A 15505-nucleotide genomic window follows, 5' to 3' on the forward strand; every position below is an offset into this window, starting at 1 on the left:
TGACGGGGTGGTGTCGGTATTCACAGCGGCCTGTAAAGTCTTTTTTATGTATTTAATACTATCTTAATCCACTGTTTTTTTCAAGTCAGGGGTTTACAGCCAAAAAAACAACTATACCTTGAAGTTTTTGCCATAATGCTATATTCTTATACATGGTAAGAGCAGTTTCAGGCATCAGATATACATGATTCGCGTATATATCCGAATGCCGGTGATTCTTACCAGTCAACAAAACAAAGGTGATTACATGTTCAAGGTTGCGATAGGTCAGGACAGCCACAGATTTGATTTTGACAATCATGACAAGAAGCTTGTGCTCGGCGGGGTTTTTTTTGATGGTCCGCCTCTTAAGGGCAACAGCGACGCTGATGTGGTGCTCCATGCACTAACGAACGCAATATCGGGAATAACCGGGGTTAATATATTGGGCGAAACAGCCGACAGGCTCTGTCTGGAACAAGGCATAACCGACAGCAGCGTATATGTCAGGGAAGCATTGAAATATTTAAACGGAGAAATCTGCCATGTATCTTTTTCTGTTGAATGCTTAAAACCGAAAATAAGTCCTAAAATTCCCGACATGAAAAAATCCATTGCCCGATTGCTTAATATTGATGAAAAAAATATAGGAATCACCGCCACCACGGGCGAAGGTCTGACAGACTTTGGAAAGGGTTTGGGAATTCAGTGTTTCTGTATACTTACAGCGTTGGTAAAATAACCGGCCTTTTTACCATGAGCGGTGATTTTAAGTTTACCGAAAATCACCATACCATTCAAAGGAGTCTGAGAAATGCTTCGTATTGAAAACCTGACAAAAAAATACGGTAACAAGACGGCGGTTGACAACCTTTCGCTGCATGTCAAAAAAGGACTGATTTATGGTTTCATCGGCCATAACGGTGCCGGAAAAACAACCACTATTAAATGCTGCTGCGGTATACTGCATTTTGATGCCGGTGAAATTTATATTGACGGAGTATCCATTAAGGAAGATCCCCTCGGCTGCAAACGTAAAATAGCCTATATTCCGGATAATCCTTACTTATACGAATTTCTCACAGGCATAAAATACCTGAACTTCATCGCGGATATTTTCGCTATCCCGCAAACAGAAAGGGAAGAAAAAATAAGAAGATATGCTGATTTATTTGAACTCACCGCCGATCTTCCCCTTCCAATTTCAGCTTACTCCCGCGGCATGAAGCAGAAGCTGGCAATTATATCGGCGCTAATTCACGACCCAAAGCTTGTAATACTGGATGAACCTTTTGTGGGTCTTGATCCCAAAGCCACTCATCATTTAAAAAACATAATGCGTGAAATCTGCAGCAACGGAGGGGCGGTATTTTTCTCCACCCATGTTCTTGAAGTTGCTGAAAAGCTTTGCGACGAGGTTGCCATAATTAAAAACGGAAAACTTGTGATATCGGGCAGCATGGAAGAAGTTAAAGGCAACGACTCCCTTGAAGACATCTTTCTTGAACTGGAGGGAGAATAGGATATGCTTAAAGCTTTGATAATCACACGGCTTCATGCTTTATATAATTCCTTTTTCCACAAACCGGTATCAAGTAAGAAGCGTAATTTCGGTCTAAAAATAATAGTTGCCTTTTTTTCCCTGTATGTCATTGCAAGCTTCGTTTTTATGTTCAGCGCTTTTTTCTCCGGCATTTGCCAGCCGATGGTAAGTTCAGGCTTTACATGGCTGTATTTTGGTATTGCTGCAACTACGGCGATAAGTTTATGTTTTATCGGAAGCGTGTTTTTAACCAAAGGACAGTTGTTTGAAGCTCAGGACAATGAGCTTCTGATGAGCATGCCAATACCACCGGGGTATATTCTTTTTAGCAGAATTCTTGCACTTCTTTTTCTGAACTATGTCATTGAACTGTTTGTGCTGGTCCCTGCAGGCGCCGTTTACTGCATAAAATATAAAGTAACGACGACCGGTGTAGTTTTCTTCTTAATTGAATTTTTATTCCTTCCACTTATACCGCTGACGTTGTCCTGCATTTCAGGCTGGCTGCTCGCGTTTATAAGTGAAAGAGTACGTTACAAATCCTTTATCGTTACACTTTTGTCACTGATCTGCCTTGCTTTATACATCTATTTCATGGCACAGATTAATAAATATCTCGAAGCTTTGATCCGGAATGCAGGCTCCATCGGAATTAAAATCAAAAATTTTGTGTTGCCGGTATACCTTTTCGGAGCGGCATTGGAAAATAAGAATATATATAACCTGATAATATTCATTCTATGGGCCTTCGTTCCTTTCGCCGCAATTTATGCCTTACTGGCGCATAATTTTATCAGAATTGCCACAGCCAGAAAGGGACTTGCCAGAATAAAATACAAAAGACATCGGCTTAAGGTAAGCAGTCCAAAGTCCGCATTACTGCAGAAGGAGCTAAGGCGTTTTTCATCCAGTCCGACATATATCCTGAATGCTTCTTTCGGAGTTGTATTAATCCTTGCCTTTGCCGTAATACTGATTATTTATCCCAATTTGCCGGATTTAATAACCGAAAATTTTTCCGGGTCCGAAACATTCATTAATCCACTGCTTATTGCAATTATTTGTCTTTTATCATCAACGAACATTATATCCGCACCTTCCGTATCCCTTGAAGGTAAAAGTCTTTGGATTATGCAGTCATTACCGGTAGACGGGGCCGATGTACTGATTGCGAAGGCAAAGCTGCATATCGTAATCTGCCTGCCGGCCGTGTATTTCGCATCGCTGATCTGCATATTTGCGGCTAAAATGACACCGGTACAAATTTTCCTGATACTTACGCTTCCTGCAGTCATTACGGTATTCTGCGCAATGTTTGGAGTGGTTATAAACCTTCACTTCCCGAAATTTGACTGGATAAATGAAACAGTTGTTATAAAACAAAGCATGAGTACCGGTGTAGCGTCGCTCGCTGCCGTGGCTTTCATAATTCTTCCCATATTACTGTACGCTTTCCTGCTCGCCCGGATAATGCCGGCGGAAATTTTCATGCTTATTTGCTTAATCATATTCAGCGCACTGTGCCTTTGGATGTACCGATACCTTAAAACGAAGGGAAGCGTGATTTGGGCCAATCTTGGGCAATAAAAAAGAGTACCTCGCGGTACTCTAATTTTGTTTATCCTTTTTTTTCTGCTCCTGTTCCTCCATTTCCTTTATCCGATAGCCCAAAACCGCCAGACCATCACTCAGGTGCACGTTTTCAATCACCACATTGTGAGAAAGTTTAAGATCCTGAGGCGAGAAATTCCATATACCCTTAACGCCGAGTTCTGCGACTTTCTCCGCAACTTCTGCGGTTGCGTGGCTTGGAACGGTGAGTATTGCTATATCAACCACGTGAGTTTTCATAAACTCTTCAAGCCTGTCCATATGCATAATTTCAATCCCGTTTATATACTGCCCAACCCGGTTGGGGCTAATGTCAAAGATCCCTATAAGATCAAAACCCCGTTTTTTAAAATTTTCATAATTTGCCAGAGCATTACCCATGTTACCCGCGCCGATTATTATAGTTGTAAACCGTCTTTCCACGCCAAGTATTTTACCTATTTCTTTATAAAGGGTTTCGACGTTATATCCGTAACCCTGTTGCCCAAAGCCTCCGAAACAGTTTAAATCCTGACGTATCTGCGAAGCCGTGATTCCCATCCTTTCACTGAGCTCTTTTGACGATATTCTTTTTATATCCACTCTTAATAAGTCGGCCAGATATCGGTAATACCTGGGAAGCCTCCTTATAACGGCCATGGAGATTTTCTTTCCCATATTTAAACTCCTCCTGTATTTCATATAACTGCATTGAGACATTTAGCTGCACTCGGTTCTTAAACCGGCCGGCTGGAAATAATTATATAATAAATTGTAAATGTCTGGATTTATTATAGCACCTTTGTGATTTTTTTGTCAAGCTTTGTTATTAGGCAGAAATTCCCCATTCTCAGAGCGTACCCTGAGTGCCGGTTTTTTATTCAGGTATCTTTACTTCAAGCCCCATGCTTCTTAAATACAGTTTTAAATCCATTATTTTTATTTCCCCGAAATGAAACAGCGACGCCGCCAGTACCGCATCGGCCTTTCCTATGGTCAATGCGTCACGGAAGTGTTCAAGTTTTCCTGCCCCTCCTGAGGCAATTACAGGAATATTCACCGCTTCTGCAACCTGGCGTATCAATTCTATGTCATAGCCACTTTTTGTACCGTCCCTGTCCATGCTGGTAAGAAGTATTTCGCCTGCTCCCAGCAATTCAAGTTTTTTCGCCCACTCAACGGCATCAAGTCCGGTATTAACCCTGCCGCCGTTAATATAAACATCCCAGCCTGATGAGTCATTCCGCCTTTTCGCATCAATTGCCGCTATTACGCACTTGCTGCCGAAATTCATCGCCACTTCGGAAATCAACTCAGGATTTTTCATTGCCGCAGAATTTATCGCAATTTTATCGGCTCCTGCCAAAAGAACGCGTCTGAAATCGTCTACAGAGCGAATACCGCCCCCTACAATCAACGGTATACGTACTTTTTCCGCTATGCGTGAAATCATATCTGTAACGATGCCTCTGTTTTCAGTGGTTGCCGTAATGTCAAGAAAAACAATCTCATCCGCTCCTGCCTTCGAATATGCCACTGCGCATTCCACCGGGTCCCCGGCATCAATCAGATTCACAAAATTCACGCCCTTAACAACGCGTCCGTTATGAACGTCCAGACAGGGAATAACCCTTTTTACCGACATACCATCAACCCCGCTTGATTTATGGAATATTATAACCTTTTCCTTACGCCGATAGCAACACCTTTTTACACTTAGGTTTGCCATGTTATATACAAAACCAAACATACTGCTGCCGACAAAATTTTTAATACAAAAAGCGACTGTGCCTCTGAAAACTTAAGGATCAACAAAAAACCGGGATGAAATTTTCCCGGTCTTTTATCGTTATAAAAAAGCATTAAAACTCGTATCAGACTCAAAACACACTGCAAATTTGTCAGTCTTTTCATGTAACGTTCTGACAAGAAAAAACGGGGAATTGTCCCCATGCTTTTCAATCAAGATGAAAAGCTTTTTTCAAGTCATCAATCTGCTGATCATTGATTTCAACAACATTCCCTATGCTTTTTGCGGCAATCAGGGCTTTAGCGCTGAATTCCGCAACCTCAAGCCTGTCATACGCATTCAGCAGCGAGTTTCCCGTTACAATGACACAGTCATTCTCCACAAGGACTATCGGTGTCTGTGGCACAAATAAATCTGCCACCATTGCGGGCTGCATAAAACTTGAGCCAAACGGTATTTTAGGAATATCCCTGAGCAGAATATAGCTTTCGGGTATGGTCCTTGAATCGAAAGGCACGTCTGTAACCGCAAACGTCATTATATTGAACGGGTGAGCAATTATAATCGAGTTAACGTGGGGATGCTTTTCATATATATACTTATGCAACAAAACCGAACGGCTCGGAGTTTTTCCAGCTTCCTTCCTGCCGTTTTCTATGCGTACAAGCTGATCAACGTCGATGTATTTGCGATCCACGTTGTAAGGAGTAATGACAAAAGAGTTTTCATCAAGACGTGTGGAGAATGTCCCCTGAGTGCTGGTGAACAGCCTTTGATTGTAAGCCCTGTGTATAAGATCGCACATTTCCTTTCTTACAAGCCTTTCGTAACTGCTGTAGCCTTTCGGGACAAATTCCTCCATTTCAACATGTCTCTTTTGCTTTGAAATTTCCACATATCTTGGAGTAAGCGAAACAGGATTTCCTATTCTCCGGGCGTTTATTTCCAGGCGCGCACTGAAATCAAGGGTCTCAAATGCCATAAATGCCTGGAACAGATCCTTTCCCACCACAACTGCGCCGTGATTTTCAAGCAATACCGTGTTTATTCCCTGCCTCAGTACTTTTGCAATTTTTTCGCCGAGCTCATCACTTCCGGGAAGACCATACTCAGCCATACCAACTTCCCCGCAGATAAGATTAACATCGGGTATGAGCCTTGTATCAGGAATTTTTCTTACAATACTGAAAGATACCAGCGCAGGCGAATGGGCGTGCAGAACCGCGCCGACATCGGGTCTTTGCTTATATGTGGAAAGATGAAACGGAAGCTCGCTGGAAGGCTTGTGTTTTCCGATGATTGTTCCGTCGGGTTTCACCTGGACAATGTCCTTTGTTGTAAGTGAACCCTTGTCTATACCGGCAGGGGTTATCCAAACATCTCCGTTTTCGTCCTTAATTGATAAATTCCCTCCTGATGTCGTGGTCATCCCGTACCCATAAATCCTTTCCATTATCATAACAATCTGTTCCGCCGGATGCAGCAATTCAAATTTCATAAAATACACTCCTTTTCATAAGACCCCCGACAGTCTCGGAAATTCTCGGTTCCGGAACTTTATTACAATTTTGAACAGGAGCCGGAAATTAAATATTATATATCTTAAGCATGCACTGCACTGTCAGCAGCATTCAAATATCATTCGGCAGTTTAAATAATATAATAGCACAAATTTATGATTTCGGATTAACAAAAGCTTAACATAATTGAAAGAAAAATTTTAATGTTTTGACCAATACAAATGTGGTTATATAAAAATATATTCTTGTGCGCAGGGGTGGTAAAGTGGATTATTTTCTAACATTCCTTGAGGGAATAATAACATTCATCTCTCCATGCCTGCTGCCTATGCTGCCGGTTTACATTTCATATTTCGCAGGGCAGGATTCAAAGGGCGACAGGAAAAAAGCATTAATAAACGCCCTGGGTTTTGTGGTCGGTTTTACAATAATTTTCATTATCATGGGAGCACTCGCAGGTTCGGTGGGAGGTTTTCTGAGAAAAAATCAGGTGTTTGTAAACCTGATTACAGGGCTGATTGTGATTGTTTTCGGCTTAAACTTCTTGGGTGTCGTGAACATTCCACTGCTTAACCGTACAAGGATTCTGGGTTTATCAAATAATGATCCCAAGTTTCTTCATACCGTGCTTTTCGGCCTGGTATTTTCAATCAGCTGGACGCCTTGTGTAGGCGTATTTCTCGGCTCGGCACTAATGCTAGCGGCCTACGGCGGAGAAAGTTTAAAAGGAATATTAATGCTGTTGTGCTTTTCACTGGGGCTCGGTATTCCGTTTGTCATAAGTGCGGTATTAATAGACCGGTTAAAAACATCCTTTGATTTCATAAAAAGAAATTACCGCGTTATCAACACATTATCGGGATCGCTGCTTGTGCTGATCGGCATTCTGATGGCAACCGGCCTTATGGGAAAATTTGTTTCACTGCTGTCGTCATAATATAAATAACATTTAACCACTGGAGGTTTCTATGAGCTCAAAAGTCAGAACAATAACCGGAATGCTTTTGTTAGCCGTTATTTTAGCCGGAGCATATATAGCCTACAACAAATTAAGCCTGATGAACCAACCTGATATCACAGTCCCCGGCGCAGGCAAAACAGGGCAGGCGAATAACAGCACGTCGGGCGAAACAATAACCGATATCTCCGGAAACAATGAAAACACCGATACCACCGACAATTCAGATACCGGTGCACCGGGAAAAAACGAGGATATGCAGTCCGGAGATGAAAAACAGCAGAGCGAGGAACAGAAATATAAAGCCTTTGATTTTACCGTATATGACAGTGAAGGCAAAGAAGTTAACCTTTCGGAGTTCTTCGGAAAACCTATAATTATAAATTTCTGGGCCACGTGGTGCCCGTACTGCATACAGGAAATGCCTCTTTTCGAACAGGGCTTCAGTAAATACAAAGACGACATTCACTTTATGATGGTGCAAAGCATTGACGGAATAAAAGACACAAAGGAAAAGGGGGAAAAATTCATAAATGATAACGGTTACACTTTCCCTGTTTATTTTGACCTCGATCTTGACGCAACTGCTACATACCAGGCTTATTCCCTGCCTACAACCGTGTTCATCGACAGGGACGGATATCTTAAGGCATACCATCGCGGAATGCTGACCGAGGAACTTTTTCAGAAAGGAATTGACTTACTTCTTGAATAGTTTGCAGAAAATTCAGTCCTGCATTTCAGTAAGGTTTTTCCAGTATTTTTTAGGCATAAAACGCATCTGGGCGCGGGGATTCCTGCGCTCTTTTATTGCTATTGATTTGAAAAAGGCTTTCCAAAGAGCTGCATATTCATCTTCTTCGACGGTTTTTTCATCACCGACCTGAGGAACCTTGTCGGTTATCACCAGTTCGCTGCCGTCAAAAACCGCACTTATGTTTCTCTTTCTGTCATGAATTATAAAGGACTGCATTGAAAGCCTTCGCACAAAATGAGGCGCAATTAAAATGGTAATGTTATAATCAGGCTCATATCCTGCATAGAAAATTCCCTCTGTAACTTCCTTGAACCTCAGAAGCCCGAGAAATCGGTGGGCTTCCCTTCCCACTTTTCTGTCGAGGTCAATTATTTTGCTTATTCTTTGATCCTGCAGATAGTCGGTAACCCTTCCGCCCATTTTGTAGCCAATTCTCAAAAAATAATAAATCAAATCGGGCGCATTTTCATCTTCACTCAGCCATGCACGGTAAACAATCTCCTGCGCCCTTTGGGATATTTTTTTTGGAATGGACAAATACACCCGCTCAAACTTGCCCATATCGGTTTCAATTTCCTTAACCTCATCCAGAAAGGACGGGATGTAGGTCGCTTTGTTTTTAATTGACACATCCCGTTCCTTTGATGAATATGCTTCAAATACGCAGGTTAACAAGCCTTCAAAACTGCCGTCGAACAGATAAACCATAAAATCACTCTTTCACCTGTTCATTCCCTTCAGTATTCTTTTCCTGCTTCGCACGCTCAAAAATTTCTCTAATCTCCGACGGGCTGAACACATATTTCGATCTGCAGAAATGGCATACAAGTTCTGTCTCCTTATTATCGGCGGCTATTTCCTCCAAATCCTTAATACCAAGGCTAAGCAAGTTTCTTTCCATCCTCTCCCTTGAACAGGTACATTTAAACCTGACCGGTCTGGTATCCAGATATACCAGTTCTTTCCCCGGCAGTACCTCGTCGAGGATATTCTCCAGCGTTCTGTCAGGTGCAAGCATTTTCGTTATAGGCGGCATTTTCTCTACGCATTTCTCAAGCCATGAAATGTCTTCTTCGCTGCACCCAGGCATCAGTTGTATGAAAATCCCGCCGGAGTTCACAATATCGCCGTTCCTGTCAACAAGAACCCCAAGGCTTGTTACGGTTGGTGTCTGCTCCGAAACGGCGTAATAGTAAGTTATATCTTCGGCAATTTCCCCCGATACCAGTTTCACACGGCCTATATATGGTTCCTTTAAACCAAGGTCGGTGATCACGTCCAGGTAACCTTTCCCCACGGCGCCCGCTATGTCAAACTTGCCTTTGTCATTTAACGGCATATCCAGGTACGGGTTATGGACATAACCCCTTACATTTGAACGGGCATCAGTCACTGCAAGAATACCGCCCAGAGGCCCGTCCCCTTTTATCTGTATTGTAATAGTGCTTTTTTCACTTTTCAGCGTGCCGCTCATCATAGCCGCTGCGGTTAAAGTTCTTCCCAGAGCCACCGCCGGAGTGGGAAACAGATCGTGAACCTTTTTGGCATACGCAACGGTATTAGTGGTAACAGCGGCGTATATACGTATCTGTCCGTCTTTCGTCATCGCCCTGAGCATATAATCTTCCATCGTAAAATAATCACTCCTCTTGAATTTTCCGCAGTAATTATATTTTTTGAAACTATCAATCCGCACTTTCAGCAAAGGAATATTTTCCGGAATATTCAGCTTCCAGCTCAATAAGCATTTTTTGAAGGGGGTTGCCGCCAATTCCCATAAACCCCACATATCTGCCCTTTGACCCAATTACACGGTGACACGGAATAATCAAAGGCAAAGGGTTCTTCTTAAGGGCCTGCCCGACCGCTCTTGCAGCATGCTTGTTCCCCGCCATTTCAGCAAGCTCCCGGTACGTTACCGTGCACCCGTAAGGCACTTTCAAAAGGGCATTGTATACATTTTTTTCGAAGTTTGTTCCCCGTATTTCAAACGGAATGTCAAACGACCGTATTTTTCCCTTGAAATATTCTTCAATCTGATTTTTAGCCAGCTCTGAAATCCTGTTTCCCGAAAATAAGGCAAAACCATCAGTTTCCGGCTCACTGCCGGGCAAAAACACTCCGGTTACAACCCGGTCATCCGCAAGGACAATGATTTCGCCAATCTCAGTTTTTGCCACCGATTTATATTTTACCCGGTTTTCCAAAGTATGCCTTATATAGCGCCACATACGCATTTTTTCTTCCGGCGGAACCGAAGCATTCGCCGGGCTTGTGGACGGCAGCCTTAGAAAATAAATTTCCCGCTTGATTTCAGGCAGCACATGCCTTCTAAAATGTTTCTCGGATGTTTCTCCGTTGCAGAAAACGTATTTTATGTTCGGGTATGCGTTCAATAGCCCGGCGACATCATTCGGAATTTCATCGCAGATGTTTGAATCAAGGCTTCCTTTACGCCTGCATGACTTATAAACATCCCACAGCGCAATCTTTTTGCTTCTCAGAAAATCAATTTTTTTATTATAATCGGCATCAGGATTTTCATCAAATATACCGTAAATAAGCGGCCAGAACAGATTTCTTGGATGAGCATAATACTGCCGCTTTCTTAAAGACTCGGCGCCGGGCATCGTACCGAGGATCAAAACCTTGCTTTGACTGTCCGCAATCGGGTCAAAGGATCTCAATATTAAATTTGAATCATCAAAGTTTGTCATTTTTCCGCCTTTCATAAAAATTCCGTTATAAAAACGTGCAAACAGGAAATATAATCATTAGCAGATGTTTTTCAACTGACACAACATATAATATACCATATAATGATCATGCTTTAAATATATGAATTTGTCGCAAAACTGCCAGATTTTGAAAAAGGTGAAACGGAAGGAACTACTTATGGATCCGTTACGGTTGTTCGTAATAGCGGTTACACCCGGAATTGCCCTTGCAATGGGGTTATACCTTACCGACAGATACGACAGAGAGCCGGTAGGGCTTCTTGTAAGGCTTTTTCTCCACGGAATGCTGGCTGCTGTTCCGACAATATTCGTGGAAAGATTTTTAAGCAATATAAACATATTCAGCGGTATATTTTCCGCAGTCTGGACGGCATACATTGTGGCAGGTTTCACTGAAGAATACTTCAAGCGCCTTGTGGTCATGCGCCTGGCTTATTATCATGTCTCATTTGACGAAAAACTTGACGGAATTATTTACTGCGCATACTCGGCCCTTGGCTTTGCAACAATTGAAAATATTATGTATGTTTTTTCGGGGTATGACGCAGATCCTTACATTGGATGGTACCGCGGTATCTTAAGTGTTCCCGCTCATATGCTGTTTGCCATCACAATGGGTTATTACCTGTCGCTGGCAAAATTCAGCCCTGACATAATAAACCGAAAAAGATACTATTCACTGTCACTTATTATGCCTATGCTCTTACACGGAACCTTTAACTTTATTCTCCTCTCACAGAACCATATGCTTATGTTTCTGTTCATACCGTTTGTCATTTACATGTGGATAACAAACTTAAGGAAACTGAACAAGTATTATCAGGAGTCAAAGGTCTGGAACAAATTTGACCTATGACTCCTTCGCAATTTCCCACAGATATATGGAAGCCGTCGTACAATACGGGGAATAAAGGGATCGGTATTCGTCAAATTTTTCTTTTGTGAGCCTGTCAATGCCATGGAGTTTCATTAGCCCTTTCCTGATACCAAAGTCGCTGAAGCTTAAAACATTCGGCCTGGCAAGGGAAAATATCAAAAGCATTTCCGCAGTCCATATACCAACGCCCGGGAGGGTTGTAAGAATGTCTATCACCTCCCGGTCGGGTTTGGCTTTAAGGCCGCCAAAGTCAACTGTTCCGTTTACAGCGGCCTCTGCAATTTTCCTTATATATTCAGCCTTTCTTAAAGACATACCGCAGGCCTTAATCTCTGAAATATCAAGCTCGGCCAGCCTTTCGGGCGCTATTTCTCCCGCCCTGGCGACCAGCCTGTTGAACACGGTATCCGCCGCCTTTCCTGTAATCTGCTGTCCGACTATGCTGTAAACAAGGGCCCGGAAGGGATCGGGAATAATCCGGCGCTTAACGAAACCAATCCTGTCAATCGCTTCTCCAAGCTTTTTATCCCGTTCCTTCAAATATTCTGTTTCTTTTTCCCCATATTCGAAATACACCGTTGATCACCATATACCCCAATTTTCGGTAAATTAGTTTGTTTCATATACCTTGACCAGGCAAACGGGGCCAATCAGACCTGATTTAAGTTTCGCCCCGCTGATTTTGTTTGCCATGGAATTTGTTACTTCTGCACGGACGGTGTTCACGCCCGATTTCATCCAGCGTGTAATGTCAAAAACATAAGGTTTCCACATTCTTACACCTGCGTCGTGTCCGTTAATATACAACCGGACTATTTCATGTACCTCTCCCAGATCCAGCAGATACCTGCAGTTGCCTTTTTCACTCTGAATGAATGACGTCTCGTAAATCAACGTTCCCGTAAAAGCATCCATGCCCGGCCATTCGGTCCATGAAACCAAACTGTTTTCCCTTTCTTTAATCAGCCTTTGGTTGTCAAAAATGCTCCAGCACAGCTGAAGTTCCTGCTTCTGCACCTTTCGGGCGAAACCTTTGACTCCAGGCACGGCTTTTTCGGACCGATCAATGCAGACTACAAGGCTTTCTCTCCGCGGAAGGCTTATTTCAATGCTCATATCATTCTCACCGCAAGCTATCGGATCAATTTCGGTCACCGCACCCCTCCACGCGTCCCAGAGCTCAGCCCTCCCCGTTATTCTGGTCCGGAGCACAGTATTGATTGTGTTTTCGCCTTCGTTTGTGAGGACATAAAGGTGGCACCCGCCCTTTACCACATGGCTAACCCTTAAATCGGGATGACGGGGTTCAAAGGAATAATCATATCCCCCGTGCTCTTTGATAAATTCTATAAACTCTTCCGGGCTGCTTACAGACTCAAATCCCAGCAAATTATCTTTGTTGGCGCCGTCATTATAGACAACGACTTTCCCGCCTTGACGGATAAACACCGAAAGCCTATCTTTCACCTCATCTGAAAGGATGTCTGGCTCCTCTATTACCGCTACCGTATATTCCTGTTTCTCAATTTTTATCCTGCCGCCTTCAATTTTGCATTTTTCGGAAAGCAGAAGTTCGGTTTCAAGGTAATTGAACTCCATCTGGTTCCGGTAAAGGTGTTTTGCCGCTTTCCACGGAAGACCGCTGCTTCCGCAAAGAATACAGACATTCGTCTGATTTACCGAGTCGGTCATAATAAAGCACATTCTTTTAATATAGTCGGAAACAAAATTATAATATTTCCACCATACATTATTGGGCCCGACATCGGGCGGCCTTTCTCCGAAACGCCTTTCACCTTCAATTGAGTAAAAGAAGGCATGGGGATACAGCAGATTCACACCCCGCACAAACATCCAATCCATATACCATTTCATGTCGTCCATCGAAAATGCCCAGTGAATGCCTTCAGGGCCGCAGCATCCAAAGCATTCGTTCGAGTTTCTGCGCCTGCCCCGGTGCCGCGCGGAGTCTGAAGAGCACTTTGCCATTGTGCTGTGTTCTCCTTCAATTCCCCTGTTATTCTCGGGGGCAACCCATCTCCATACAATATCCTGCCCGGGTATGTGAAAATATTTCAAAAGACCGATCTCGTCGCTTTTTTCGGGGTGTCCTGTTAAAGCAATGCCGTGTTTTTCACACCACTCGGAAATTTGCCTGTAATAGGACCATTCAAGTCTGAGATTTACGGCATTACTGTAATTCCTTCGGATTTCTTCGGTTTTCCCGCCGCATTCCCACCATAACGCGGGAAGGCTTGTTTCTTCGTTACCAGCCGATATAAAGCATTCCAGGAAATCATCGGTCCACGGTATCAGTCCTTTTCTATGGTTTCTTCCAAGAATGCACGGCTCATCTGTAAACATTGCAATTACCGTGTTTCCGAAATACTTCTTCAACACCTGGTAATATCTTTCATGGGTAATTTCTATGAAAGCTGCAACAGCATCGGGGTTTAAAAGATCTGCAGAAGGCGGTGCAAAGGGTTCTCCGTCGTCTTCGCCGAAATGAATTCCCCTTATTGTGCCTCCTGAAAAGCACAGCGTAAAAACCACCAGTGACCATTTTCCGTCTTTCGGCACCTTAAAGCGCACTTTTCCATTTTCCGCATGAAGTTTTTTGGTGCTTTCATAAACAAAGGAATCGGCAGACTTCTTTTCTACGGCAAGAATTGAAACAATCCTCTCGTTATTGGGAATGGGAAATTCTATTTCGTCAATATCATCCAGCGGATATTCGGTCATGCTTAAACCTTTTGAGGCATACTCGGGATTTTTCTTAACCACAAGTCCGTGGGCGGAACCTGACGGATACATGCCTTCATCATAGAGAACCACTTTCATTCCAAGCCGTGCTGCTTCGGCAACGGCGAACCTGACCAGTTGCATGAACCTGTCGGAAAGGTATTCAATATTCTTCGGTATTCCTATTCTCGGGTGTATTACAAAACCCATCACGCCCTTTTCCCTGAAATCATGAATCTGCCTTCTTATTTCCTCTTCATTCAGTGAATCATTCCAGAACCAGAAGGGAATTGGGGTGAATTCGTCGTCCGGGTGCAGAAATTTTTCCTTAAGCGCTTTGATCATACACATAACCTGTCCTTTATTTTTTTTATTGCCGAACCAAGAAAACTTATCTGTAAATGACCAGTTCCTCAAGAGCCTTTCTCCTTCTGGGGGTCTGTTCTCCCTTAGGATATCCCAGCGGAGTTAATACAATGGGTTCCAAATTGTTTCCAAGCTCCAGGACTTCGGCAGCGGCCTTCGGATCAAACGCTCCAATCCAGCAGGTACCAAGGCCTAACGCCGTCGCCGCAAGAATTATGTGATCCATAACGATTGTGGCATCGACATCTGCAAAACTTTTCTGATCGCTCCTTACCCAGCCCTTGCCTTTTTCGGCACAGACAGCAATTATATAGGGTGCCTCGGCAAACCAGCCCCGGGGGTATATTTTCCTAATCTCTTCCTTTCGGCCTTCGGTTTTGGCCACCACCACCTTAAATGCCTGCAAATTGCAAGCTGTTGGTGCAAGCCTTGCAGCTTCAAGTATTTTCTGTATTTTTTCAGCTTCAACTTCATCGGGGAGATAGGATCTTACACTGTACCTCCTGTTAATCACATCGAAAAAATCCATAATCAAACCTCCTTTTTATATGCAGCTGACCAATTACGATTAATTTATTCCGTCATAATCGAATATATTTTATATACCCCAAAATGTCAATTTACATCCCGGAGCCTGAAGATTTCGTCTTTATAATTTCATAGTGGAAGATTTTCGGGCAACATG

Annotated in this window: 15 protein-coding genes; 6 read left to right on the forward strand and 9 right to left on the reverse strand. The window is 43.1% G+C overall.

Going from position 1 to position 15505, the window contains the following annotated elements; all coding sequences use genetic code 11:
- Window positions 1–247: 247 nt before the first annotated feature.
- The 3 genes from ispF (at window position 248) to CST_RS10790 (ending at window position 3109) form a co-directional block, all read left to right on the forward strand.
- Window positions 248–721 (forward strand): 2-C-methyl-D-erythritol 2,4-cyclodiphosphate synthase, encoded by a 474-nt coding sequence (gene ispF / locus CST_RS10780; RefSeq protein ID WP_015359940.1) that lies wholly within the window; start codon window positions 248–250, stop codon window positions 719–721.
- Between the two features lie 72 nt (window positions 722–793).
- Window positions 794–1501 carry an ABC transporter ATP-binding protein gene (locus tag CST_RS10785; protein WP_015359941.1) on the forward strand — a complete coding sequence of 236 codons (708 nt, stop codon included), beginning with the start codon at window positions 794–796 and terminating at the stop codon, window positions 1499–1501.
- 3 nt (window positions 1502–1504) lie between these two features.
- A complete protein-coding gene (locus CST_RS10790) occupies window positions 1505–3109 on the forward strand; it encodes an ABC transporter permease (RefSeq protein ID WP_015359942.1) in 1605 nt (534 codons plus the stop codon).
- Window positions 3110–3130: 21 nt separating this feature from the next.
- Here the strand turns inward: CST_RS10790 and CST_RS10795 are convergent, their stop codons facing one another.
- From CST_RS10795 to CST_RS10810, 3 genes are all read right to left on the reverse strand, one after another.
- The gene (locus CST_RS10795) at window positions 3131–3790 is read right to left on the reverse strand and encodes a redox-sensing transcriptional repressor Rex (RefSeq protein WP_015485126.1); all 660 of its coding nucleotides are present in this window, start codon (window positions 3788–3790) and stop codon (window positions 3131–3133) included.
- 199 nt (window positions 3791–3989) lie between these two features.
- A complete protein-coding gene (hisF, locus tag CST_RS10800; protein WP_015359944.1) occupies window positions 3990–4757 on the reverse strand; it encodes an imidazole glycerol phosphate synthase subunit HisF in 768 nt (255 codons plus the stop codon).
- Between the two features lie 313 nt (window positions 4758–5070).
- Complete coding sequence (locus tag CST_RS10810; RefSeq protein WP_015359946.1) at window positions 5071–6360, reverse strand: class II aldolase/adducin family protein; 1290 nt, start codon at window positions 6358–6360, stop codon at window positions 5071–5073.
- Window positions 6361–6647: 287 nt separating this feature from the next.
- On the opposite strand from CST_RS10810, the gene CST_RS10815 reads away from it, so the two are divergent.
- Window positions 6648–7319 (forward strand): cytochrome c biogenesis CcdA family protein, encoded by a 672-nt coding sequence (locus CST_RS10815; protein WP_015359947.1) that lies wholly within the window; start codon window positions 6648–6650, stop codon window positions 7317–7319.
- 31 nt (window positions 7320–7350) lie between these two features.
- Entirely contained in the window at window positions 7351–8055 is a 705-nt protein-coding gene (locus CST_RS10820) for a TlpA family protein disulfide reductase (RefSeq protein ID WP_015359948.1), read from the forward strand.
- Window positions 8056–8067: 12 nt separating this feature from the next.
- On the opposite strand, the gene CST_RS10825 is transcribed toward CST_RS10820, so the two are convergent.
- From CST_RS10825 to CST_RS10835, 3 genes are read right to left on the reverse strand one after another with little or no spacing between them, the layout of a single operon-like run.
- Entirely contained in the window at window positions 8068–8805 is a 738-nt protein-coding gene (locus tag CST_RS10825) for a TIGR03915 family putative DNA repair protein (RefSeq protein ID WP_015359949.1), read from the reverse strand.
- A gap of 4 nt (window positions 8806–8809) precedes the next feature.
- Complete coding sequence (gene hslO / locus CST_RS10830) at window positions 8810–9727, reverse strand: Hsp33 family molecular chaperone HslO (protein ID WP_015485128.1); 918 nt, start codon at window positions 9725–9727, stop codon at window positions 8810–8812.
- Window positions 9728–9782: 55 nt separating this feature from the next.
- Window positions 9783–10829: a DNA-deoxyinosine glycosylase gene (locus tag CST_RS10835; RefSeq protein WP_015359951.1), complete on the reverse strand. Its 1047-nt coding sequence runs from the start codon at window positions 10827–10829 to the stop codon at window positions 9783–9785.
- A gap of 163 nt (window positions 10830–10992) precedes the next feature.
- Here CST_RS10835 and CST_RS10840 point away from each other — a divergent pair, with 163 nt between their 5' ends.
- The gene (locus CST_RS10840; RefSeq protein ID WP_015359952.1) at window positions 10993–11691 is read left to right on the forward strand and encodes a PrsW family intramembrane metalloprotease; all 699 of its coding nucleotides are present in this window, start codon (window positions 10993–10995) and stop codon (window positions 11689–11691) included.
- Here CST_RS10840 and CST_RS10845 read toward each other — a convergent pair.
- Genes CST_RS10845 through CST_RS10855 form a run of 3 tightly spaced genes read right to left on the reverse strand, consistent with a single transcriptional unit; the run spans window position 11686 to window position 15349 of the window.
- Entirely contained in the window at window positions 11686–12288 is a 603-nt protein-coding gene (locus CST_RS10845) for a DNA-3-methyladenine glycosylase family protein (RefSeq protein ID WP_015359953.1), read from the reverse strand. The two genes, CST_RS10840 and CST_RS10845, sit on opposite strands and share 6 nt — an antisense overlap.
- A gap of 33 nt (window positions 12289–12321) precedes the next feature.
- Window positions 12322–14799: a glycosylhydrolase-like jelly roll fold domain-containing protein gene (locus tag CST_RS10850; RefSeq protein ID WP_041746676.1), complete on the reverse strand. Its 2478-nt coding sequence runs from the start codon at window positions 14797–14799 to the stop codon at window positions 12322–12324.
- A 46-nt stretch (window positions 14800–14845) separates the two neighbouring features.
- On the reverse strand, window positions 14846–15349 hold the full coding sequence (locus CST_RS10855) for a nitroreductase family protein (protein ID WP_015359955.1): 504 nt from the start codon (window positions 15347–15349) through the stop codon (window positions 14846–14848).
- Window positions 15350–15505: the final 156 nt, after the last annotated feature.

This window comes from Thermoclostridium stercorarium subsp. stercorarium DSM 8532 (assembly GCF_000331995.1).
In the GTDB taxonomy this organism is placed as follows: domain Bacteria; phylum Bacillota; class Clostridia; order DSM-8532; family DSM-8532; genus Thermoclostridium; species Thermoclostridium stercorarium.